Source organism: Halomonas sp. SpR8 (assembly GCF_031010195.1).
In the GTDB taxonomy this organism is placed as follows: domain Bacteria; phylum Pseudomonadota; class Gammaproteobacteria; order Pseudomonadales; family Halomonadaceae; genus Vreelandella.
The window spans coordinates 614721-638331 of record NZ_JAUAMC010000001.1 but is presented as its reverse complement, the minus strand read 5'-3'; the positions used below and the strand labels follow the sequence as shown (position 1 = coordinate 638331).

At 55.6% G+C, this 23611-nt stretch carries 21 protein-coding genes; 6 read left to right on the top strand and 15 right to left on the bottom strand.

Annotated elements, in window-relative coordinates; genetic code table 11:
- Window positions 1-6: 6 nt before the first annotated feature.
- Both QT230_RS02885 and QT230_RS02880 read left to right on the top strand, forming a co-directional pair.
- Window positions 7-834, top strand: coding sequence for a methyltransferase domain-containing protein (locus QT230_RS02885; RefSeq protein ID WP_308319976.1), 828 nt, complete (start codon window positions 7-9; stop codon window positions 832-834).
- Between the two features lie 79 nt (window positions 835-913).
- Window positions 914-1477, top strand: a complete 564-nt coding sequence (locus tag QT230_RS02880; protein ID WP_308319975.1) for a hypothetical protein — start codon at window positions 914-916, stop codon at window positions 1475-1477.
- Window positions 1478-1548: 71 nt separating this feature from the next.
- Here QT230_RS02880 and QT230_RS02875 read toward each other — a convergent pair whose 3' ends face one another.
- Entirely contained in the window at window positions 1549-3435 is a 1887-nt protein-coding gene (locus QT230_RS02875; protein ID WP_308319974.1) for a monovalent cation:proton antiporter-2 (CPA2) family protein, read from the bottom strand.
- 100 nt (window positions 3436-3535) lie between these two features.
- On the opposite strand from QT230_RS02875, the gene QT230_RS02870 reads away from it, so the two are divergent.
- From QT230_RS02870 to QT230_RS02860, 3 genes are read left to right on the top strand one after another with little or no spacing between them, the layout of a single operon-like run.
- Window positions 3536-3847, top strand: a complete 312-nt coding sequence (locus QT230_RS02870; protein ID WP_308319972.1) for a Trp family transcriptional regulator — start codon at window positions 3536-3538, stop codon at window positions 3845-3847.
- Window positions 3844-5277, top strand: coding sequence for an anthranilate synthase component I family protein (locus QT230_RS02865; protein WP_308319971.1), 1434 nt, complete (start codon window positions 3844-3846; stop codon window positions 5275-5277). Before QT230_RS02870 ends, QT230_RS02865 begins: the two co-directional genes overlap by 4 nt.
- Complete coding sequence (locus tag QT230_RS02860; RefSeq protein ID WP_308319970.1) at window positions 5274-5954, top strand: aminodeoxychorismate/anthranilate synthase component II; 681 nt, start codon at window positions 5274-5276, stop codon at window positions 5952-5954. Before QT230_RS02865 ends, QT230_RS02860 begins: the two co-directional genes overlap by 4 nt.
- A 30-nt stretch (window positions 5955-5984) precedes the next feature.
- Here QT230_RS02860 and QT230_RS02855 read toward each other — a convergent pair whose 3' ends face one another.
- The 8 genes from QT230_RS02855 to cysM form a co-directional block, all read right to left on the bottom strand.
- Complete coding sequence (locus QT230_RS02855; RefSeq protein WP_308319969.1) at window positions 5985-6260, bottom strand: DUF1294 domain-containing protein; 276 nt, start codon at window positions 6258-6260, stop codon at window positions 5985-5987.
- Between the two features lie 26 nt (window positions 6261-6286).
- Window positions 6287-7345, bottom strand: coding sequence for a 23S rRNA pseudouridine(2604) synthase RluF (gene rluF / locus QT230_RS02850; protein WP_308319968.1), 1059 nt, complete (start codon window positions 7343-7345; stop codon window positions 6287-6289).
- Between the two features lie 36 nt (window positions 7346-7381).
- The gene (locus QT230_RS02845; protein ID WP_308319967.1) at window positions 7382-7927 is read right to left on the bottom strand and encodes a DUF924 family protein; all 546 of its coding nucleotides are present in this window, start codon (window positions 7925-7927) and stop codon (window positions 7382-7384) included.
- A gap of 72 nt (window positions 7928-7999) precedes the next feature.
- Window positions 8000-10648: a phosphoenolpyruvate carboxylase gene (gene ppc / locus QT230_RS02840; RefSeq protein ID WP_308319966.1), complete on the bottom strand. Its 2649-nt coding sequence runs from the start codon at window positions 10646-10648 to the stop codon at window positions 8000-8002.
- Between the two features lie 37 nt (window positions 10649-10685).
- Window positions 10686-11555, bottom strand: a complete 870-nt coding sequence (gene mazG / locus QT230_RS02835) for a nucleoside triphosphate pyrophosphohydrolase (RefSeq protein WP_308319965.1) — start codon at window positions 11553-11555, stop codon at window positions 10686-10688.
- Complete coding sequence (gene relA / locus QT230_RS02830; protein WP_308319964.1) at window positions 11555-13831, bottom strand: GTP diphosphokinase; 2277 nt, start codon at window positions 13829-13831, stop codon at window positions 11555-11557. Before relA ends, mazG begins: the two co-directional genes overlap by 1 nt.
- A gap of 94 nt (window positions 13832-13925) precedes the next feature.
- Window positions 13926-15317 carry a 23S rRNA (uracil(1939)-C(5))-methyltransferase RlmD gene (gene rlmD, locus QT230_RS02825; RefSeq protein ID WP_308319963.1) on the bottom strand — a complete coding sequence of 464 codons (1392 nt, stop codon included), beginning with the start codon at window positions 15315-15317 and terminating at the stop codon, window positions 13926-13928.
- A 2-nt stretch (window positions 15318-15319) separates the two neighbouring features.
- The gene (gene cysM / locus QT230_RS02820; RefSeq protein WP_308319962.1) at window positions 15320-16228 is read right to left on the bottom strand and encodes a cysteine synthase CysM; all 909 of its coding nucleotides are present in this window, start codon (window positions 16226-16228) and stop codon (window positions 15320-15322) included.
- 90 nt (window positions 16229-16318) lie between these two features.
- Here cysM and QT230_RS02815 point away from each other — a divergent pair, with 90 nt between their 5' ends.
- Window positions 16319-19060 (top strand): ATP-binding protein, encoded by a 2742-nt coding sequence (locus QT230_RS02815; RefSeq protein ID WP_308319961.1) that lies wholly within the window; start codon window positions 16319-16321, stop codon window positions 19058-19060.
- A 59-nt stretch (window positions 19061-19119) separates the two neighbouring features.
- Here QT230_RS02815 and acpS read toward each other — a convergent pair whose 3' ends face one another.
- The 6 genes from acpS to lepB form a co-directional block, all read right to left on the bottom strand.
- Window positions 19120-19497: a holo-ACP synthase gene (acpS, locus tag QT230_RS02810; RefSeq protein ID WP_308319960.1), complete on the bottom strand. Its 378-nt coding sequence runs from the start codon at window positions 19495-19497 to the stop codon at window positions 19120-19122.
- Window positions 19498-19531: 34 nt separating this feature from the next.
- Complete coding sequence (pdxJ, locus tag QT230_RS02805; RefSeq protein ID WP_308319959.1) at window positions 19532-20374, bottom strand: pyridoxine 5'-phosphate synthase; 843 nt, start codon at window positions 20372-20374, stop codon at window positions 19532-19534.
- 69 nt (window positions 20375-20443) lie between these two features.
- A complete protein-coding gene (gene recO, locus QT230_RS02800; RefSeq protein WP_308319958.1) occupies window positions 20444-21139 on the bottom strand; it encodes a DNA repair protein RecO in 696 nt (231 codons plus the stop codon).
- 8 nt (window positions 21140-21147) lie between these two features.
- Window positions 21148-22047 (bottom strand): GTPase Era, encoded by a 900-nt coding sequence (era, locus tag QT230_RS02795; RefSeq protein ID WP_308319957.1) that lies wholly within the window; start codon window positions 22045-22047, stop codon window positions 21148-21150.
- Entirely contained in the window at window positions 22044-22736 is a 693-nt protein-coding gene (rnc, locus tag QT230_RS02790) for a ribonuclease III (protein WP_308319956.1), read from the bottom strand. Before rnc ends, era begins: the two co-directional genes overlap by 4 nt.
- Window positions 22737-22803: 67 nt before the next feature.
- Window positions 22804-23607 (bottom strand): signal peptidase I, encoded by an 804-nt coding sequence (gene lepB, locus QT230_RS02785; RefSeq protein WP_308319955.1) that lies wholly within the window; start codon window positions 23605-23607, stop codon window positions 22804-22806.
- Window positions 23608-23611: the final 4 nt, after the last annotated feature.

Here is a 23611-nt window from a genome sequence, read left to right as displayed (position 1 = left end):
GCGACAATGGACTTCCCATCCCAACGTTTAGCGGATCATTATCAGCGCGCCCTGCGCGCTGATAATGTGCTGGCGCAAATAGATGCCCACTACCCCGCTGGCCCTTCGCTGCATCAACTAGCCCCTTTGGATCAACTGCATATTGGTGGCGTGGCTGCATCCACTCGGCTGCTTGAGAGACTAGACCCTACAACGCATGGGAAAGTATTGGATATCGGCGCTGGACTTGGCGGATTAATGCGCCAGGGCGCTGCACTGGGCTTTCAGTTAACTGGGTTAGATATTACGCATGGTTTCAGTGCATTAAACAAAGCTCTGAGCTCGCGGGTGAATCAGCCTGCCGCGCCACTGCTCACCTGGGTAACCGGTAATGCAAGCGCCCTGCCGTTTGCCGATAACAGCTTTGACGCCGTGCTATTTCAGCATAGCCTGATGAATATGGCCGATGCCGCCAAGGCCATTACTGAAACCCGCCGCGTGCTCCGCCCTGGTGGGCAGGTAGTGATGCATGAAGTGGTCAGCGGGCCTAATGTGGCACAGCTTCGCTACCCGGTGCCCTGGGCAACCTCCACTGAGCACTCTCATTTGATCACGCTGGTCGAGCTGACCCGTTTGCTTGAAGCCGGTGGTTTTACAGTTGAACACGCTGAAGATTGGAGCCAAATAGCACTGGAGTGGCGCCAGCGCCAACGCCAAAAAGAGCAGGCGCCACGGCAAGCCGTGCTCTCCCCCCAGTGGGTATTTGGTGAGCGCTTTCTCATCATGGGCAAAAATTTAGTCGATAATCTGGCTGAGGGCGCAATTAAAGTGGTGGAAATCCAAGCCAGTTGCTAATCTGAATGGCAATAGCTTTTTCCTCCCTACCCGTGGGTATTCGGCAATATTTGGGTATGAAACGATAGGTGTACGAGAAATGCCAATCAAACGCTTGGCAAGCACCCTGCTCTGCTGCTCTGTTCCCTGGTTTAGCAGCTACGCCGACGACGCCCCGCCGGTGATGGCGTATACCGCTCCCAATAGCGAACTTATGCAGTTGGATAACGGCGTTATCTTGGAAGGTAGCGACCTGCAAAGCCTTGATAACTATACCAGCGGTTTTCGCGTAACCGCAGGCTTCAGCCCGTGGCGGCTCCCCCAACTCGATATCGGCGCCGAAATTGCCTACCGGGAAAGTGAAGAAATCGCCACTTCCTCCAGTGTTAATCCGCTGATTATGGATACGCTGAGTTTGGGTGGTGCCATTGTTGCCGGTGTTCGCATGGGCGCTTTCAGTGTCTATGCGAAGTCCGGCATTACCGAATGGCGCGGCGAAAGCGATGTCGAAGGGGCCGACGAAGGCGGTACAGCAATGCTGCAAGGCTTTGGTGCTACCGTGACGATTAATCGTCTTGTCAGCCGCCTAGAGTACGAGCGCATCGATGCTCCCACCCTAGACCACCTCAATATGCTTAGCGCCTCGCTGCACCTGCCGTTTTAAGGCTTTTCGTGATGTTCTCGAGACTGTTCTCGAGACTGTTCTCGAGACTGTTCTTGAAACTACTCTTGATATTATTCTGGAGTCTGTTCAGGCGGTGTCCAGGTCGGCACATCTTCGCGCTGCGGTTCACGCCATTCCTGCTGCATAACACTATTTAGCGACTCTTCCAGCTTCATAAATAGTTCACCGTAACGCGGGCTAAAGCTAATGCCCTCTTCGATCTCTTTCCACGCTTTAAACAGTTCATCTTCGTGCGCCTCTTCGTTTTGCACAAACGCCCAGGTCATTTGCTTGGCGCGCATAGGGTGCACCCCCATTCCAGTAAGTGCGTGCCCCCCCAACTCCAGCGCAGAGTGATAGGTTTCACTGACCACATCATCAGCCCCCGCTTCACGCAGTTGATAGCCATGGCCACGGTCAAACGCGCGGGCCAGCACCCAGACATGGGGATAGTACTGTTTAACGTGTTTGACCATCTGCACGGCGCGGTCTCGGTCGTCCAACGCAATCACCAGTAACCGAGCGTGGTCAATACCAGCAGTTTCAAGTAAGTCCGAGCGGCTGGCGTCGCCAAAGTAACTTTTAATATTAATTTTACGCAGATTCTCGATCTGCGCTATCTCAAGGTCCAGGGCAACAATGGGGATACTATTTGCGCGCAGCAAACGGCAGATAATTTGCCCAAACCGCCCCACTCCCGCAACGATGACTGGCGCCTGCTCTTCAATCTTATCGGCTTCGCGGTCATCATTTTGAGCACTGCGGTAACGTGGCAATACCAGCCGGTCGTAGACAATAAATAACAGCGGCGTTAAGAACATTGACAGCGCCACGACCAGCGAAAGCACCTGAAAAATATCGGCAGGAATCACACTGTTTTGTACGCTATAGGTCAGTAGCACAAAACCAAATTCACCGGCCTGGGCAAGACTTAAGGTGAACAGCCAGCCGTTACTGCCGCGCACCCGAAACAGAAACGCCAAAGCCAACAGAATGACACCCTTTACGACGATAACCGCCACACCTAATGAGATTACCGTTTGCCACTCTGCCGCCAGCACCGCAAAATTGATGCCCGCCCCCACAGTTATAAAGAACAACCCCAGCAGTAGCCCTTTAAATGGCTCGATATTGGCTTCGAGCTCATGCTTAAACTCACTATTGGCAAGCACCACTCCGGCCAGAAAAGCGCCAAGGGCGGGAGATAGATTGACCAGGCTCATCAACGCGGCGATACCAATGACCAGCATTAGTGCCGTGGCGGTAAACACTTCACGCAGACCAGAGCCAATCACATAGCGAAACAGCAGCGGTACTAAATAGTAGCCACCCACAATGACGCTCCCAATAGCCGTCACGACCACCAAAGCGTGCGCCCAGCCGGGTAAGCTTGCCACTAGGCTTACGTTAGCGTGGCTATCGCCGCCGCCAGCGCTCATTAGTTCCGGCAGCGCCAGCAGCGGGATCAGCGCCAGCATGGGAATGACCGCAATATCTTGAAACAGCAGTACCGAAAACGCGCTGCGCCCGCCTTCTGTTTTAGCGAGCCCCTTTTCATTGAGTGTTTGCAGCACAATCGCCGTTGAAGAGAGCGCAAAAATGAGTCCCACCGCTAGAGCGGTTTGCCATACTAACCCCAACCACCAGCCAATCGCGGAGCCGGCGGCTGCCGTGAGCACTACCTGTAGCCCGCCCAGGCCAATCAGCCGGACACGCATCGCCCACAGCCCTTTGGGATCAAGCTCCATACCGACCAAAAACAGCATCATCACCACGCCAAACTCGGCGAAATGCTGGATGGTGGTGGTCTCTTGGCCCACCAGCCCCAGTATCGGACCAATCACCACCCCGGCAACCAGATAACCCAGCACGGACCCCAGGCCAAAGCGCTTGGCGAGCGGAACCGCAATCACTGCGGCGACAAGGTAGATAAAAGCTTGAATAAAGTAGCCGGTCATCGCATTCCCTTAATGTAAATCAACACGCATTGCTTGACTTTTCCGGCTAACAGCATACCGTACTAGTACGATAGTACACGCTTATTAACCGGCCTTGACCATGCCCTCAAACGAACACTACCAAGCTGAGCTAATCGACCACCTACTCGCCATTGATTCACCTGAAGCCATGGACGAAGCGCTGGCTAGCCTGCTAACGCCTGCAGAGTACCAAGAAATCAGTAAACGCCTACAGATTTTTAGACTGCTGCGTGAAGGCGTGCCACACCGCAAAATTGCCGAAACCCTGGGCGTGGGTATCGCCACGGTTTCACGGGGCTCCCGTGCCTTGGCCACATTACCCTCTTCAACTTTGCCCTCTTCAACTTTGCCACCTTCTACACGACCTTCTTCACGGAATGATTGTTCATGACCACTGCTGACACGCACGCACCTAAAGGCCCTGAGCCGTTTACGCTGTCGCGCAAGCCGCACTATGTGACGCTAGCGGCGGACTGCGATTTCTTTGCTCTGTTTCAAAAAATCGAGCGGCAGTTTACTAACTGCTACATGCTGGAGTCGCTGGGCGAAGATAGCCACATGGCGCGCCACTCGATCATCGGCTTCGACCCAGAATACACGCTCTATGCCAACGGCAAGACGCTGACGATCGAAGACCGCGATGGCAATGCCAGTCACTACCCAAGCGATAACCCTTATGAGCTGCTGCGCAGCCTGATCCCACAGAATATTATTTCGCGCAAATACGCTGGCGGGTTAAGCGGTTATCTCGGCTACGACGCCATGCAGTACTTCGAACCGTCGTTGACGTTAAAAGCCAGCGATGATTTCGATACCTTCCGCTTTGGGCTCTACAAAGATGGGCTGATCCTCGACAAGATGACCGGTGAGGTTATCTATTTTTACTACGATAACAGCCGTTACGAATTTCTGCAGACACTGATCAATTCAAACGATGAGCCAGCAGGCTCGCTGCAAATCACCGCACTTGGCGACACCATGAGCCAGGCAGAGCACGCCGAGGCCGTGGCCAAGGTGAAACAGGATATTATTGACGGCAAGGTATTCCAGTGCGAAGTCGGCTTTAAAAAGCGCTTTCGGGTTCAGGGCGATACCCTGGCGCTGTATGACCAGCTACGCACGATTAATCCGTCGCCGCAGATGTACTACGTCAAATTCGGTGAGCAGAAGCTGATCGGCGCTAGTCCCGAGCTGCTGTTCCGGCTGCGCCAAGGAGAGATGGAAACCTTCCCCCTGGCGGGTACCACCCTGCGTGGCCAAACGCCCCAGGAGGATACCCAGCTCGCCCGGGCGCTGCTCAATGACCCCAAAGAGATCGCCGAGCACAATATGATCGTCGATCTACACCGCAATGATATTGGCCGGGTGGCGCAATTTGGTACGGTAAAAGTGCGCAGCCTGATGGATATCAAGCGCTTTAGCCACGTACAGCATATTTCCAGCGAGATCGTCGGCATTATCGCCGAAGGCGAAGATATGTTTACCGCGCTCGCCAGTAACTTCCCTGCCGGTACACTCACCGGCGCCCCCAAGATCGAGGCGATGAAAATTATCGACGGCCTGGAAACCGACGGGCGTGGCCCCTACGGCGGTGCGGTGGGTCAGTTTTCGTTTAACGGCGACTGCACCTTTGCAATTCCCATCCGTACGGTGTTCGTGAATGGAGAGCAAGCCTATGTGCAAACCTGTGGCGGCAATGTGTTTGATAGCAACGCCGAAGATGAATACGAAGAGATTCGCCGCAAATTTGCCGGCACCCGCAAAGCCCTTGCCCCTTTTATGAAAACGGACATGGAAACGGACATGGAGCGCCCAGCATGAAAGTACTGATTATCGATAATTACGACTCCTTCACCTATAACCTCTACCAGTTCATCGGTGAGATTTTAACCACGGAGAAGAATCGCGGCGGGCTGGCCAATTTCGAGATACTCGTTAAGCGCAATAATCAAATCGATTTCCACGCCATCGAAGCCATGGCCCCGGATCGCATTATTATCTCCCCCGGCCCCGGCTCGCCGGATGACCCGCGTTACTTTGGCGTATGCGCTGAGGTGATAGAGAAACTGGGCAAGACCACCCCGCTGCTAGGGGTCTGCCTGGGCATGCAGGGCATTGTGCATGTATTCGGCGGCAAGGTGGTCAAAGCGCCGCTGCCCATGCACGGTAAAATTAGCCCGATCAATCATAATAGCCATTCGGTGTTTAATGGCGTACCCGACCAGCTTGAAGTGATGCGCTACCACTCGCTGATTGCCGATGCGACCACCCTGCCCGAGTGCCTGGAAGTGACCGCCACCGTGGGTGCCCTGGCGGCTGACAGCTTTGAGCAGCGCAGTCGCTGGCAGTCAATGGGTGAATTCGAGCTAATGGGCGTTAAACACCGGGAGTACCCGATTCACGGTATTCAGTTCCACCCCGAATCGTTTGCCACAGAAGGCGGCAAAGAGCTGATTGCTAATTTTCTTTTCGCGCCCGACGATCAAGCCACAGCGTAAGCACCAAGCATAGGATGGCTAAACGGGTGGCTAAATGAGACTCAATGAAACAGTTAGCCACCCTATGCAGACCAGATTCACGACAACCGTCAGCCAGAACGTAACTTGAAAAGCGGTTTTCTGGGTTTTATGCCGCAACCGCTGCTGGGCCAGGAGCGCGCCCGGCCAGCCGCCCAACACGCCAAGCAGATGTAACGACTTCTCGCTTACCCGGCGGCGATTTTTAATCGCCGCCTTTTTGTCGATAGCGTAAGTGATATAGGCGATAACGCTAATCACAGCGTAAAAGGCGACGATTGGAATCACAGTGGAGGCTCTTAAATGGTTAGGATCTACTTGCGTCGCTGAGAAGGCTTGCCACCCGCCGCTGGCTTACCGCGGCCTTTACCAACGGGCTTACCTTTAGCACCAGGCTTGCCGGGGGCTTTGCCCTTGGGGTTTGGCTTGCCTGCCACCCCGCCTTTAGGGCCAGTACCTGTTTTTCCGTTGACTTTTCCGCTGGCGGCTTTTTTACCCTTGGGCAGTAGTTTAGCCCCAGATGCTTTAGCGCCAGCAGCCTTCGCACCCGATTTGGCCAGTCGCCCTTTTGCGGAAGGCGGCTTTGCTTTTCCTGCGCCTGAGCTGTAGTTGGGCCTTTCCGGCTTAGCTTTACTTTTCTTCTCTGGTGCCGCCTCTGAGCTTTCAGTAAGCGCGATAATGGTATCGATCTCTTTGGCCGTGAGATCGCGCCAATCGCCCAGGGCTAAGCCTTTAAGCGACACATTCATAATCCGCGTGCGGATCAGTTGGGTAACCTCATAGCCGAAGTATTCGCACATACGGCGAATTTGTCGATTGAGCCCCTGCACCAGGGTAATGGTAAATACAAAAGTGGACTCTTTTTGCACCTTGCAGCGCTTGGTCACCTTGCCAAGAATCGGCACGCCACTCTGCATGCCGTCGATAAACTCGTCGGTGATCGGCTTGTTCACCGTCACCTGATACTCTTTTTCGTGGTTGTTATTGGCGCGCAGGATCTTGTTAACCAAGTCGCCGTTGTTGGTTAAAAAAATCAGCCCCTGGGAGTCTTTGTCGAGCCGCCCAATGGGAAAAATACGCGTGCCGTGTTTAACAAACTCAACGATATTATCCTTCTCACTGGGTTCGGTGGTACTGACAATGCCCACCGGTTTGTTCAGCGCGATAAGGACTAAGTCCTCCTCTTCCTGTGGCTCAATCTCCTGGCCGTTGACCTTAACCAAGTCCCCCGCCACCACTTGGTCGCCGGTAGTAGCGCGGCGGCCATTAATCCACACATTGCCCTGCTCCACGAAGCGGTCGGCCTCGCGGCGAGAGCACATGCCACTTTCGCTGATGTACTTATTGATCCGGGTAGATTTTCGCAACGACATATAACGCCATAGGGCTAAAAGGGAATAAATAAACGCTTAAAAAGAGGAGCCGGGCTGGTTTAGAAACTCCAGCTCCTCATCACTAGAAGCCCGCCCCAGCACGGCATTGCGGTGCGGGTAACGCCCAAAACGGTCAATAATCGCCTTGTGGCGGACTTCAAAATCGAGATTATTCTCTAACCCCGGCTGGTCAAACAGCTGCATCGCCAGCTCATGAATAGCCTCAGACTCGCTATGCATATAGGGCATGTAGAGAAAGGTACGCTGCTGAGGGGGCAGCTCAGCGTCTGCCTCGGCGGCGACTGCCTCCTGGGCCAGCGCCAACGCTAGGGTGTCAGTGGCAAAGGCGCGGGCATCATCGCGGTAGATATTGCGTGAGAACTGATCCAACACAATGATCTCCGCGAGCCGCCCTTGGGCTGTTTGCCGCCATAGGTAACACTCGCACTGTGCGGCTTCAGCATGCATGGCGCCAAATCGCTCCGCGATCAACCGATCCATCTCAAGGTCTTTTTTAAACCACTGAGCAGGCGTCAACTCCTCAAACCAAAAATCGAGTACCGCTTGAGCATCCGAGGGCATTGACGCCTCCTTCTTAGCGTAATTAAAAAACTAGCCAGTGTTGTCTGGCCCGAGTTACCTTGCCCGTGTTAATTAGCCCGTGTTACGTAGACCAGCAGCAATCCCCGCCATGGTGACCATGAGTGCACGGGAAAGATCCGCGCTAATCGCTCCATCGGCATCACGGTTGCGCTGCAGCAGTTCCGCCTGAAGGCCATGGAGCGGGTCGATATAGGGGTTACGCACATCGATCGCCTGGCGAATTAGCGGCGTATTCTCCAGCAGTTTCTCCTGCTGCAAGATATCCAGCACTGCATCTTCCAAGCGCCCAAAACGTTCACGCAGCTGTTTACCCAGCGCCTTCAGCGAGGGCTCGTCGACTAAGCGGTGCTCATAGTAGGCGGCAATTGCTACGTCGGCTTTGGCCAACAGCATCTCAAGCATGTCCAGGTAAGTGCCGAAAAAGGGCCACTCGTTGCGCATCTCTTGCAGCACATCGCGCCCGCCGGGCTGCTCCAAACGCCGCGAGAAGGCTTCGCCGCTGCCCAGCCACGCGGGTAGCATTAAACGAATCTGCGTCCAGGCGAAAATCCACGGAATCGCGCGTAGGGTTTCAACACCGCCATCTTGGCGACGCTTGGTGGGCCGCGAGCCCAGCGGCAATCTTCCCAGCGCGCCTTCCGGTGTTACCGAGCGGAAGTAAGGCACAAAATCAGGATCTTCCCGCACCACTCCCACGTACGCGGCGTGCGCGACCTTCGCGAGTTGGTCCATCTCTTCGCGCCAGTGCGGCTCTGGCGCGGGGGGCGGCAGCAGGGTCGCTTCCAACACCGCACAGGCGTAGATCTCCATGGAGCGCAGGGCAATATCCGGCTGACCAAACTTGAAGCGGATCATTTCACCCTGTTCAGTCACCCGCAGGCTGCCGTTCACCGAACCAGGCGGTTGGGAGAGAATCGCCGCATGGGCCGGACCGCCGCCACGGCCAACGGTGCCACCGCGACCATGAAACAGGGTCAAGTCAACGCCATGGCGCTCGCATACATTCACTAACGACTCCTGAGCGCGGTACTGCGCCCAGGCAGCGGCCAACTGACCGGCATCTTTGGCTGAGTCCGAATAACCAATCATGACCTCCTGACGATCATCGATCAGCGAGCGATAGCCAGGAATTGAGAGCAGTTTATCGACAACGTCACCTGCGTGATCCAGGTCGTTAAGGGTTTCAAACAGCGGTGCGATAGGCAGCGTTACCTGTCCGCCCACCTCTTTCATCAGCAGCGCGACGGTGAGCACGTCCGAGGGCTCCGCAGCCATGGAGATGATGTACGTCCCCAGCGCCTCAGAGTGTTCCTGGGCGATGACTTTGAAGGTGTCCAGCACCTCCCGGGATTCGGCGGAGCACTCCCAGCGGCGTGGAATCAGCGGGCGACGGGAAGCGAGCTCGGCGAGCAGAAACTCTTGCCGCTGGGCTTCGTCCCAATCGCGATAGTGGCCAAGACCCAGCGAGCTGGTCAGCTCTTCAACGACCTGGGCATGGCGGCTGGCTTCCTGACGCAGGTCGAGCTTGGTCAGCGTAACGCCAAACACCGCGACCCGGCGCAGGGTATCCAGCAGTGCGCCGTTGGCGATGGTATCCAGCCCTACATCACACAGCGAACGGTAGCAGGCGAGCAGTGGGGAATAGAGTTGGTCGCGGGTTTCGATAATCGGCCCGCCGTCGTAGTTGCGCCCATCCAGTTCGGCCTTGGCCCAATCCCGGGTCGCTTCCATTTTTGCCAAAAGACGTTTCAGCACTTCACGGTACGGCTCAGCGACATCACCCGCCTCGGCTTTCAGCGCGCTATTGGCCTTCCACATGGAGAGCTCGGTTTTAAGCTGCTCAAGATCGCGCAAATACAGATCGGCGGCCATCCAGCGGCCCAGTAGCAATACTTCACGAGTCACCCGTGCAGTAACGTTGGGGTTACCGTCCCGATCGCCGCCCATCCAGGAGGCGTAGCGTATTGGCGCTGCGTCCAGGGGCAGGCGCTCGCCGGCGGTATCCAGCAGCAGGTTATCCAGATCGCGGTGGAAATCAGGCACCGCCTGCCATAGCGAGTTTTCGATCACCGCGAAGCCCCATTTGGCCTCATCCACCGGAGTGGGCCGCTCGTGGCGAATCTCATCGGTGTGCCACGCCTGACTAATCAGCTCTTCCAGGCGCCCCTGGGCACGGGTGCCACGCTCGGGATAATCTTCAGAGCTCTCTATGGCGGTTAAGCACTCATCGATGGCGTCATATTTCTGGATCAAGGTGCGGCGAATCACTTCGGTGGGGTGAGCGGTGAGCACTAGCTCGACGCGCATATTAGCAAGGGCTTCGACCAGATTACGCGGTGAGTTTCCCGCCTGCTGAGCACGCTTAAGCAGCTCCCCCAGCACCGGCTGGGAGCCGGGTTTGTAGTCCTCTACCCGGCGAAAGCGTGCTCGATAATGCTGTTCGGCAATATTGGCGAGGTTTAAAAACTGGTTAAAGGCTCGGGTGACCGGCAGCAGGTCGTTCTCGGGAAGCTCACGCAGATACTCGATCAACTCGCGCTGTTGCAGAGAGTCGCCTTGGCGCCCGCGCTTGGCGTGGGCACGGATGGTTTCAATTTTATCGACAAATGCTTGGCCCAAATCATCGGCAATGGTGCGCCCCAGGCTATCGCCCAGAATACGCACGTTATCGCGCAGAGATTCGTGTAGGTCGTGACTCATTGGCATGGCCTCCTTGCAGGGGTCGCATCATTTTAAATCAGGGATGGATAGGTTGTTTTTCTCGTGACTGAAGTTCTTGTGCTTTGGCCGCTTGCCAGTGAGCTTCCATCTCGTCTAGGGAAGCCTCCGTTAATGGCCGCTGGACAGCGCTAAGCTCATTCTCTACATAACGAAAGCGGCGCTCAAACTTGGCATTTGTCGTGCGCAGGCACTGCTCCGGGTCGGCATTCAGCGTGCGGGCAAGATTGGTGACGGCAAATAGCAAATCACCAACTTCTTCCTGGGCGTGCTGTTGATCACCAGCGGCGAGCGCTTCTTCCACTTCGGCGAGCTCTTCGCGAATTTTCGCTATCACACCCTTGGCATCGGGCCAGTCAAAACCCACTCGCGCTGCACGTTTAGACAGCTTGGCAGCGCGGCTAAGCGCGGGCAGTGTGCGCGGGACATCGTCGAGCACAGAGGGCGCCTCAATGGCCCTTTCAGCCCGCTTCCTTTTCTCACGTTCTTCGGCTTTCAATGACTCCCAACGGTTATTGACCTGCTGGGTTTGTACTTCCTCGGCGCTCACCCCAGGCGGGCGACGCGAGGCCAGGGTGCCCTCCGGAAACACGTGGGGATGGCGACGCAGCATCTTGGCGGTCAGCGTATCGACAATATCAGCAAAGTCGAAGCGCTGCTCCTCTGCCCCGAACTGGGCGTAGTAAACCACTTGAAAGAGCAGATCGCCTAGCTCGCCGGGTAGCTCGTCAAAAGCGCGGCGCTCAATGGCATCGGCGACCTCGTAGGCCTCTTCCAGAGTGTGGGGCACAATGCTGTCCCAATTCTGCTGGAGATCCCAGGGGCAACCCTGTTCGGCGTCACGCAGCACCTGCATCAATGTCAACAGGTCATCCATACCATGGCGCATTATGCTCCTCCCTTACGCACTTGTTGCTCTGGGTCGGCGTTGCGCAAACGACGCACTTCGGTAACGTTGGGCAATTGCTGAATACGCGAGAAAAGACGCCCCAGCGCTTCCAGACCATCGACTTCCAGGGTAATCCGCAACCGGGCAATGCCTTCGTCCGTGTCGGTCAGCGTGTTCACCGCCAGCACGTTGACTTTTTCATTACCCAGCAGCCCTGTGACGTCGCGCAGCAGCCCGGAGCGGTCCCAGGCCTGAATTTCAATGGTCACCGGGTAGCGCGTCTCGGCGCGCTCGCCCCACTCCACCTCGATAATGCGCTGAGGCTCATCCAGGCGCAATTGCAGAATATTACTGCAGTCCTGGCGGTGAACGGTCACACCTCGCCCCTGAGTAATAAAGCCGATGATCGGCTCACCGGGCACCGGGCGGCAGCAGTTGGCCATACTGGTTTTCAGGTTACCGACACCCAGCACGGTAATATCGCTTTTGGTGGCTTTGCTGGATTGGCGTTTAGGCTTGGCGAGCAGGCGGTCGAGCTGCTCTTGGTCATCGCTCTCACCAAACAACTGCTGGGCCTGGTGCAACACCTGACCGATACGCAGGTCACCGGCGCCGATGGCGGCGTACATGTCATCAGCATTGCGGTAGTTAACGGCCTTGGCCAGCTTGGGCAGGTCGAGGCCCTCGACGTCCAGGCGGCGCATTTCGCGGTCAAACAGCACACGGCCTTCGTCCAGGTTTTGATCCCGCGCCTGGTGTTTAAACCACGCCTGGATCTTGGCCCGCGCCCGTGAGGTGCGCACATAGCCCAGACTGGGGTTTAACCAATCGCGGCTCGGCCCGCCTTTTGTCGCAGTAAGAATTTCTATCTGCTGACCGGTTTTAAGCTTGTAGGTCAGCGGCACGATGCGCCCATTAATCTTGGCGCCCCGGCAGCGGTGGCCAATTTCGGTATGCACCCGGTAGGCGAAGTCGATCGGTGTGGCAATCCGTGGCAAATCGATGACGTGGCCATCGGGGGTAAAAACATAGATACGGTCAGGCGCCACATCGCTGGAGAGCCCTTCGCGCAGGTCGCCAAAGCCGCCCACCTCGTCCTGCCACTCCAGCACTTGGCGCAACCACGCGATTTTCTCTTCGTAGCTACGGCTTTTGGCGTTGGTGTCGTGGCCTTTGTAGCGCCAGTGGGCACAGACACCCAGTTCTGCTTCATCGTGCATGGCGAAGGTGCGAATCTGAATTTCAAGCACTTTGTTTTCCGGCCCCATCACGGCAGTATGTAGCGACTGGTAGCCGTTCTTTTTGGGGTTGGCGATGTAGTCGTCAAACTCGTTCGGCACGTGGTGCCAGCGCGAGTGAATAATGCCTAGTACGGTGTAGCAGTCGGCTACTTCTGGCACCAAAATACGCACCGCGCGTACGTCGTGTACCTGGGAAAAATCGATCCGCTTACGCTTCATTTTGCGCCAGATCGAGTAGATATGCTTGGCCCGACCATCCACGTCATAGCGATGGATGTGTTGGGCTTCCATCAACGCTTTAATGGTTTCAACGACATCGTGAATATAGCGGTCGCGGTCCAGTCGCTTCTCCGCCAGCAGCTTGGCAATCGCTTTGTACTCGTCTTCATGCAAATAACGAAACGATAAGTCTTCCAGCTCCCACTTAAGCTGACCGATGCCCAGGCGGTGGGCCAGCGGCGCGTAAATATCGGCGACTTCCCTGGCCACCTGTAAACTTTTTTCCCGGGGGGCGTCTTTTACCTGGCGCAGAGCGCAGGTGCGCTCTGCAATTTTGATCAGCGCCACACGCACATCGCCGACCATATTGACCAGCATCTTACGCAGGTTTTCCTGCTGGTTGTGCTGGCCCATGCCATGATCAGGCGCCAGCGGATAGCTGATAGCGGCCATTTGCAGCACGCCATCAATCAGGCTAGCCACTTCTTCGCCAAAGCGCTTTGCCACCGACTCAAGACTCAGTAACCCTTCGCGGACGCCACGGTAGAGTACAGCAGCCTCAAGGGTCGCTTGATCTAGCTTTAATTCGCCCAGAATATCGGCCATTTCCAGGCCCATGCGAAAGCTAGAGCCTGGCGATAGCCATACGCGATGGGTGCGCGGGGCCTCAAGCTCCAACGTCTCGGCGAGTTCACAGGCATCGACTAAACGCTCAGGCTCAGGTAAGCGCACATCCTCCTGAAGGCGCATTAACCATTGCTGAATGTCCACCTTTCCACTTGCGGTTAGCGGTTGGTCTTCACGCACTTTCACCATGACAATCACTCATCCATTCGAGGAGACGGTCTCAACACGGCCGTCACCGTGGCTTGATGCATTGGGACATTATTAACTCTAGGTATTGAAGGACCTAAGCTTCCAGCAGCATCAGCGTTTCCATATGCGCAGTGTGAAGGAACATATCCGCCACTGCTACTTGCTTTATCCGGTAACCCGCATGCACAAGATGTGCCGCATCCCGGGCAAGCGTTGCCGGATCACAGGAAATATAGACCACTAGTGGCACCCGGTGATGGGCCAGCGCCTGACAAATAGCTTCACCTCCGCTGCGCGGCGGGTCGAGCACCAGTGCATCACTATCGCGATGGGCGGTTAACAGCGCATTAACACTAGCAGCGTCGCTTAAATCGGCCTGCTGTCCGCTGACCATAAGTTGGTTACGCTGAGCATTAATGGCAATACGCGCTACCATGGCGGGGTTGCCTTCAACCGCTTGCACTTCTGCCCCGGCGGCCGCGATGGGCAGACTGAAATTGCCGATACCCGCAAACAGATCGAGTAGTTTTTGCCCTGGCTTAGGTACCAACCACTGCATAACCTGAGCGACCATTTGCTGATTCACCTGGGCGTTGACCTGTAAAAAATCTCCAGGCTCAAAACTCAGCGTTAACGGTGGCTGGCCTTCCATTGTCAGCGTCTCTTCCAGCACTGGGGGTGCGCCATGCCAGTGCAACGTGGGCGTTTCACGCCCCAACCAAGAGCCTAGCGCCACCTGCTGCTGATGCGCAAAGGCCTGCCAGCGCTCGGCGTCCCGGCCATGTTCCTTTAACTGCCGAACCAATACCACCTGTGTTGCTGGCGTTGCAAGTAACTCAATGTGGCCGACCAAGCGCGGGGCTTCTAATGTTCCCAGTAACTCACGCAGAGGAGTTAGCAGCTGTTGTAACCCTTCAACCAACACCGGGCAGCGCTCGATATCCACCAATCGATGGCTATGTGCGGCACGAAAGCCGAGCCGCGGTTTACCCTGACCATCGACTTTGACACCCAGACGCGCCCGCCGCCGGTAGCCTTGATCACTGCTATGGATCGAGCCGATATCGGGCAATGTAATGCCTTGACGCGAAAACAAGTCGCGCACTACCTCACGTTTATGCGCGCGTTGGGCATCGATATTTAAGTGCTGCAAATCGCAGCCGCCGCAGTGGCCGAAATGCGGGCAAGGCGGTATAACCCGCTGCTCAGATGTGGTCCGTAGAGACTTGATATGCGCTTCATCAAAGCGCTTACGGGTAAGATGAATGGCCACATCGACCTGCTCACCGGGTAGCGCTTGATCAACAAACACGGTTTTACCGTTAGCCGCATGAGCGACGCCACGCCCATCGTGGGCCAAACGTTCAATCACCAAGGGTGATGCATCATCCGCTACTGGATTCCGCACTTTCCCGCCTGGCGTACCCGCTAGTCCAGAGTGACCCGACGCGGGCCTGGGTGGCCGCCGTTTTCCCAACATGGCCATGGTTATACTCCCGGGGCAAATAGGCCGGTGGAGAGATAGCGATCGCCACGATCACAGACAATAAACACAATCACGGCGTTTTCCACTTGCTCGGCAATACGCAGCGCGCCTGCCAAACTGCCACCGGATGACACCCCTGCCAGAATCCCCTCTTCACGGGCTAAACGGCGCATATGCTCTTCGGCTTCTTGTTGACCAATATCCAGGGTGATATCCACTCGTGGCGCTTCAAAAATGGTGGGTAAGTACTCTTTTGGCCAACGGCGAATACCGGGAATACTGGCGCCATCAGCAGGTTGCAAACCGACAATTTGAATTGCCGGATTTTGCTCTTTTAAATAGCGTGACACCCCCATGATGGTACCTGTGGTGCCCATAGAACTAACGAAGTGGGTCACCTCGCCTCCGGTTTGTTGCCACACCTCAGGGCCCGTCGTGCGATAGTGCGCCAGCGGGTTATCCGGATTGGCAAACTGATTGAGCGGCTTACCTTCGCCGCGAGCGATCATGTCATCCGCAATATCTCGGGCTTCTTCCATGCCCCCGGCTTTACTGGCAGAAATTAATTTAGCTCCAAAAGCTGCCATCGCCTGCTTACGCTCTTCCGAGGCGTTTTCAGGCATTATCAGCACCATCTGGTAGCCTTTAATGGCCGCGGCCATAGCAAGCGCAATTCCGGTATTGCCCGACGTCGCCTCAATCAGCGTATCGCCGGGGGTAATATCGCCCCGCGCTTCGGCTTCACTAATCATCGAGAGCGCAGGCCGGTCTTTGACCGACCCCGCGGGATTATTGCCTTCAAGCTTGGCCAGCAGTGTATTGTTACGCCCGGCGCTAATACGCTTCAGGCGCACTAGCGGGGTGTTGCCAACCACATCTTCTAATGTGGGATAGCCCTTGAGATCGTTCATGAATATTCCTTATTGTCACCGTTATGCTGCATTATATCGGTGCTGTCTTAGGCTGGACAGGTAACCTCATTGAATCAGCGAGCTTCTTTCATGTCTTTGCACACGCGTCTGCTGTTTGCCTTACTCGGTTTTCCGCTGCTGGTATACGCTTTGATGGCAGTACTGCTGGTTATTCAGAGTGATACTCAAGCGCGTGTTGCCAAGCAAGAGCGCTTAGAAAGCGCAGGTGAACTCTTGGCCCCAAGCTTGACGGATGCGATCGCTGACCGCGATTCGCAGCGGTTGGAGAATTTAGCGCGCCAGTTGCTTAACATCAAAGGGTTACAGACAGTGGCGCTGTTTGATCAGCAGGGCAATCGCCTCCTGGCCGTTGGTCAATCCGCCCCGCCACCGCTGGATGTTCCTGGAGAGAATCAGCTCATCAAGGATGACGACGCGTGGCGACTGCGCTTACCGCTAGTCGCCGCCCAGCACAGTGCCAGCCCGGTCAATATTAACAGTAGTAGTGGTGGCTGGTTAGATATCGAGATGGACACCCGCACGCTGCCCCTTAGCCGCTACAAACTTATCGCGAGTCTCAGCCTAGGCGGCATGCTGCTGGGCTTATTAATGTTTTTAGTCGCCTTGGCGATTAGCCGCTACACTACTCGCCCTCTAGAAGAAGCCAACCAAGCCCTTTATCGCTTATCTCGCGGTGACTATCGGCTACGCTTGACGTCCTCCAGCGCCACGGAATTTCAACATCTTTCAACTCACGTCAATGAACTTGCCAAGCACTTTCAGCAAGCTCAGCAAGAGTTGCAAACGCAAATTGAGCAAGCTACCAGCGAGCTGCAAGAGTCCATGGAAACCATTGAAGAGCAGAATATCAAGCTTGATTTGGCACACCGCAGCGCACTCAGAGCTAACGCTGTAAAGTCTGAATTTTTAGCCAATATGAGCCATGAGATTCGCACCCCACTCAATGGAATTATCGGCTTTTGCCGACTACTGGGGCGCTCATCGCTAGATACGCGACAGCAGGATTGGCTACAGCACTTGCACCGCGCCTGCGACAATCTGCTCATGCTGGCTAACGACGTACTCGACTTTTCCAAACTTGAAGCCAACCGCCTTACCCTGGAAGAGGCGGATATCGATATCGTCGCACTGGTTGATGAAGTAGTAGGGCTCCATTCTCCCGAGGCTCAGCGCAAGCAACTGCATCTGGTCGCCATGGTTTATGACGACGTGCCAACACCTTTGTGCGGCGACCCGCTACGCATCCATCAAGTGTTGAATAATTTAGTGAGCAATGCGCTCAAATTCACTCATGAAGGTGAAGTGATTTTGCGTGTGATGCTGGATAATCAGGAAGGCCAGCATGTGGTGCTTGGTATCAGCATCAGCGACACGGGAATTGGTCTTAGCGACACCCACCAGAAAACGTTATTCAGCGCCTTCTCCCAAGCCGAACCCAGCCATTCACGCCAGTTTGGCGGCAGTGGCCTGGGGCTTACTATCTGCCGCCAGTTGATTGAGCGCATGGGCGGTGAAATTGCGGTGGAGAGCGAGCTGGGTAAAGGCACCACCTTTTCGTTTACACTACCCATGCTTGCGCATAAAGCCAGCGAACGACCGCCGGAAATCAGCCTGAACCATCCGGTTATTCGCTTATATGAAGCTCATGCTCCGACACGACATGTACTGGAGCATTTACTCCAGCGCTGGGAAGCACAACCGATTGGCTGTGATGCCCCCGATCAAGCTCAACTGCTTATATTAGGATTGGGGCACAGCGATTTTACTCCCGACCGCCACACATACTGGCAAGCGGTCATTGATCAAACGCCCAGCCCGGTACTGGTGTTAGCCAACGGCAATAGTTTTGACCTACCGGCGCTGCGCCTACCGCATGGCGGTGAAACCCTTTACAAACCCTTTTCACGCGCCCAACTGGTTGCCTCTTTAAAGCAACTACTGTTACCAGCGACGGCAAATAACACGGCGGGGCTATTACCCGTGCCTGCAGAGTTGAATACCTCCCAGCCCCTTAGGCTGCTGATTGTTGACGATAATGCCCCCAACCGCGAACTGCTCAAAAGTATGCTTGAAAACCCGGCGCTGGATATCACCAGCGTAGAAAGCGGCTACCAGGCGCTAGAGTTCGCGCGGGACAGCACCGCTGATATGGTGTTAATGGATATTCGTATGCCGGGTATGGATGGTATGCAGACCACGCAGGCGCTGCGCCGTCTTAGCAGCAGTTGGGCGCGCTGCCCCATTATTGCGGTAACCGCCCATGTGCTTAACAGCGAGCGTCAAAAGTGGTTAGCAGAGGGGTTAGATGATGTTCTTATCAAACCGATTGATGAAGTAAAGCTACAGCAATTGCTGCATCGCTTCTTGGCGGTGAGCCTACCGCTACCTGGCACCATAACCGCTTCTCCACGAACGCCTGTAGGTTCATCAGCAAGTAACCTTCATCCCCCTGTTACACTACCTGCAGTAGATCTTGAGATGGGAGCTCGCCTAGCGAACGGAAAAGAGCACTTGGCGCGCGAGCAATTAAAGCGCCTGATTGACCATCTTGATGAGAGCGAAGAGAAAATGCGCATCGCGTTTGCGCAGCAAAATTTGCCGATGCTACTCGACGAGGTACATGGGCTGAATGGTGCCAGCCGTTACTGCGGTGCACCTGAGCTTGCACTACTGGTCGAGACCCTGGAAACCCGGTTGCGCACCAGCGGACTCGATCAGGTGGCGGCGCTGCTGGAAGATCTCTACCGAGCAATGGCGAGACTGAGGACGCACCGCCCGCTTCTTATCAGGCACACTCACAACTCAGGTTGATGCGCCTGACGGGCGCGCTGCAAACCGTTAACGTTCTAAGCTATTAACGTTCTAAGTTATTAACGCTCTAAGACAACGAAGGCAACCGCGTACTCGGCCTCATCGCTCAGTGTGATATGACTGGCGGTAACGCCTGCCGCCTGAATCTGTCGTTGGGCTTCACCGCTAAGCAGCAAGTGTGGCTTGCCCAAGGCATCATTAAGCACTTGAATATCACTCCACTGCATGCCTTCGCGCAGGCCTAATCCTAGCGCTTTCAAAAACGCCTCTTTAGCAGCAAAGCGCTTGGCCAGAAAGGCTACCGGCTGGGATCTTTGCAGCCATAAGTCGTGCTCATCGGGGCCTAAAATGCGCTGGGCAAAACGCGGGCCGTGGCGCTGCACGGCTCGCGCAAACCGCTCAACGCGGGCAATATCAGAGCCAATCCCCACTATCATCGCCTTAACAACCTCTTAAATAGAGAGCCTCTGATTAGTGCCCGCAGCAATCGTTATGGACGTGCTCAGAGCCCTCTCCTTGGTCATGATCGTGGTCGTGTTCAAGATCATGAGCATCCAGGGCCGCCATTAAGCCAGCCTCTTGCCCGGCGATGATCAAGCGCTTCATTTCCTGCACGGCCTCTTTTAGGCCCACAAATAGCGCACGAGCAATAATCGCATGGCCAATGTTGAGCTCGTTTACGCCCGGCAACGCCGCTATCGCTTCCACATTGTGGTAGTGCAGTCCATGGCCGGCATTGACCACCAAGCCTAGTGAGATAGCATGAGTCGAAGCAGTGGTTAAGCGATGATACTCCGCATTGGCGGTATCGCTACCGGAACGCGCTTCTGCGTAAGCGCCCGTGTGCAGCTCAATCGTCGGCGCCCCAGCGCGGTGGGCAGCGTCAATCTGCTCAATGTCAGGATCGATAAACAGCGATACATCGCAACCCGCTGCGCTTAACCGCTGGCAGGCACTGGCAATGGCGTCAAAACCGCCAACCACGTCCAGGCCGCCTTCGGTGGTCAATTCTTCGCGTTTTTCCGGCACTAAACAGACATGCGCGGGTCGCACCTCTTCGGCCAAAACCAGCATCTCTTCGGTGACAGCCATTTCCAGGTTCATGCGGGTGTTAAGCATTTCGGCCAGAATACGCACATCGCGGGGCTGGATGTGGCGCCGGTCTTCACGCAAGTGCACCGTAATGCCATCGGCACCCGCCTCTTCAGCAACTAATGCCGCCTGCACGGGATCAGGATAGCGAGTGCCTCGGGCTTGGCGAAGTGTCGCAATGTGATCGATATTGACGCCTAACAGTATCCGAGGGGGGTGCATAGTGCCTCCAGCGCAGCGATAAAATAATAGTTCGTAAAATAACAGTTTGTGAACACAAAATTAAAACAATCAGGGCCGATGACGGCGACGCGCCAAATCGAGCATCAGCTCCCGCGAACGTAAAACGGTGGAGCCAAGATGGGGCGCCAGCGCCGCACGCATTACCGCTTTGAGCGCATTGGCAAGTCCTTCATGCTGCCAGTCACCCTGCTCAATGTAGCGTAGCGTTCTGCCATCGAGCCCCGCCTCTGCCGGCAAAAATGCTCGGCTGGCGGCGTCAAAGCGATAGCGGAGCTGAGGATCCAACACGCTACCCTCTGGCGTGGTGAACTGCGGCGTGGCCTCAAGTGCCTCTAGCAGCGCCCACTCATAGCGGCGTAGCGCCAGCGCTCGCTCGGCGGGTGCTGGCAACGCTTCGAGTAGCGCGGTATAAAACGCAAATACGTCGGGCGCAGGCAGTTCTAACGGCAGTAACCGGGTGGCGATTTCATTGGCATAGAGCCCACATAGCAGCCCTTCTCCGGCCAACAGTGCCGCCTGACCGCGAGACTCCATTAACGTCAGCCGCTTTAAATCGCGACTCCCCTGCCAGGTCACAAACAGCGGCGTAAACGGTTGCAGACGTTGGCGTGATTTTGAACCAGGCCTTTGTCCACCATGGGCGACAGCGCGTACCCTGCCGTAATCGAGGGTTAATAGATCCACCAGCGCGCTGGTTTCACGGTAGGGCCGGCGGTGGAGCAAAAAAGCCGGCTCTGGCGACATCGTTACCTTCAATCGAGATCGTAACCTAAGCTTTTCAAAGCGCGCTCGTCATCCGACCAGCCGCGTTTTACTTTTACCCATAGATTCAGCATCACCTTGGTGCCCAGAGCGCGCTCCATATCCAGGCGTGCCTCGCGCCCGATGCTCTTGAGGCGATCGCCGTTTTCACCGATCAAAATGACTTTCTGCCCTTGCCGTTCGACCAGGATCAAGGCACTGATATGGGTAACCCGCTCAGTCTCACGAAACTCTTCGATTTCAACGGTCATCTGGTAAGGAAGCTCATCGCCCAATTGGCGCATGACTTTTTCACGCACCAGCTCGGCGGCCATAAAGCGCAGGCTTTTGTCGGTAATTTGATCTTCGGGGAAGAAGTGGACGCTTTCAGGCAGGTATTTGGCCACTTCCTCTTCCAGGGTATCGACCTGGGTGCCGTGCTTGGCTGAAATAGGCACGATGGCAGCGAAGTCGCGGCGCGCGCCAACCTCTGCCAGCCACGGCAGCAAATCGCCTTTTTCGCCCAACCGGTCGACTTTATTAACCGCCAGAATCACCGGCGCTTTTACGTGCTCCAGGCGCTTTAACACCGCCTGATCTTCTTCCGTCCAGCGAGTGCGATCGATAATAAATACCACACAGTCGACGTCGCGCAGCGCCTGGGTGGCCGCCTGGTTCATAAAGCGGTTGATGGCTTTATTTCGATCCTTGGACATGATGTGCATGCCCGGCGTATCAACGTAGATAAACTGGGTATCGTCGACCGTTTTAATGCCCATCACCTGGTGGCGCGTGGTTTGCGGCCGCCGGGAGGTAATCGAGATTTTCTGCCCCAGAATACGGTTCATGAGGGTCGATTTGCCCACGTTGGGTCGGCCAACAATGGCAACGAATCCGCAGGTTTGGCTCATGACTTGTCTCCAGGACTTTTTTCGAGGTGCGACAGCGCTTCTTCTGCCGCTTGCTGTTCAGCATGGCGGCGGCTAGGGCCTTTACCGGTGGTATGCTCGGCCAACAGGTCAATGTAGCACTCCACGGTAAAGGTCTGGGCATGCGCCTCACCCTTTACGCAGACAACTTCATAACGCGGCAACGCAGCTTGACGCGACTGCAAAAACTCTTGCAGCCGTGTTTTAGGATCTTTTTGAGTATCTTGTAAAGAGATATTACCCAGTCTTTCTGCATACCAATCCAGCACGCGGTCGCGCACCACGTCCATCCCGGCGTCCAGATAGATGCCACCAATAATAGCTTCTACCGCATCTGCCAGGATCGATTCACGGCGATGCCCACCACTTTTCATTTCGCCAGAGCCTAACCGCAAGCATTCACCAAACTCCATTTCCCGGGCTAGCTCTGCCAGCGTTTGTCCCTTCACCAGCCGCGCACGCAGACGCGAAAGCTGCCCTTCACGAGCTTGGGGAAAGCGCTGAAATAGCGCTTCAGCGATCACGAAGTTGACGATGGAATCGCCCAGAAACTCCAGGCGCTCGTTGTTACGACCACCGAAGCTACGGTGGGTCAAGGCCAATTCCAAGAGCGTATCGTCGCCAAAGGTATGGCCGATTCGTCGGCAAAAAGCGTTCAAGGAATTACTCACGACTCTCCTACGTCATTGACGTTAACTAAAGTGACATAACTAACTAAATACAGCATAAGCAGCATTTTCATTCAATGTGCCGCACGCTAGTAAAGCTTGGCAACCCGCCATCCCAATGCATCCATACCGCAAACGCACGACCGACAATATTCTCTTCGGGCACGAAACCCCAGTAGCGGCTGTCGTTGGAGTGATCACGATTATCCCCCATCATGAAATAGTGCCCTTCAGGAACTTCCACTTCACGCATTTGTGGGCCAGGGTCGCGAGGGTTGTTATAAATAAAGTGCTCAGCATCGCCAAGCTGTTCTTCTAACAGCAGTTCCTGTGGCGAACCATCTGGCCCCTCTTCGATCAACTCTTTGGCAACCGGCTCACCGTTAACGTATAGCTGTTTGCCTTCGTAGCGGATACGATCCCCAGGTATGCCCACCACCCGCTTGATGAAATTTACCGAGGGCTCTTCCGGAAAACGGAACACCATCACATCACCACGTTCAGGGTCATCGACTTCGATAAAGCGGGTATTCACCACCGGCAGGCGCAGACCATAGGCAAACTTGTTGACCAGAATGAAATCCCCCACTTCGAGGGTCGGCCGCATTGAACCCGAAGGAATTTGAAAGGGTTCAATAATGAAGCTACGCACCACCAGCACCACCAGTAGCACCGGAAAAAACGAGCGTGCATAGTCGACTGGCCAAGGCTCTTTCAGCAATTTTTCGCTGGTAGCGGGATCCAACCCTTCCTGGGTTTTGGCCTCTGCTGCGGCGAAGCGTTGGCGGCGTTTTGGCTTTAATAGCCATACATCCAACAGGTAAATAGCGCCCGAGAGCGCAACGGCAAGTACCAGCAGTAATGAAAAATCCATGAGT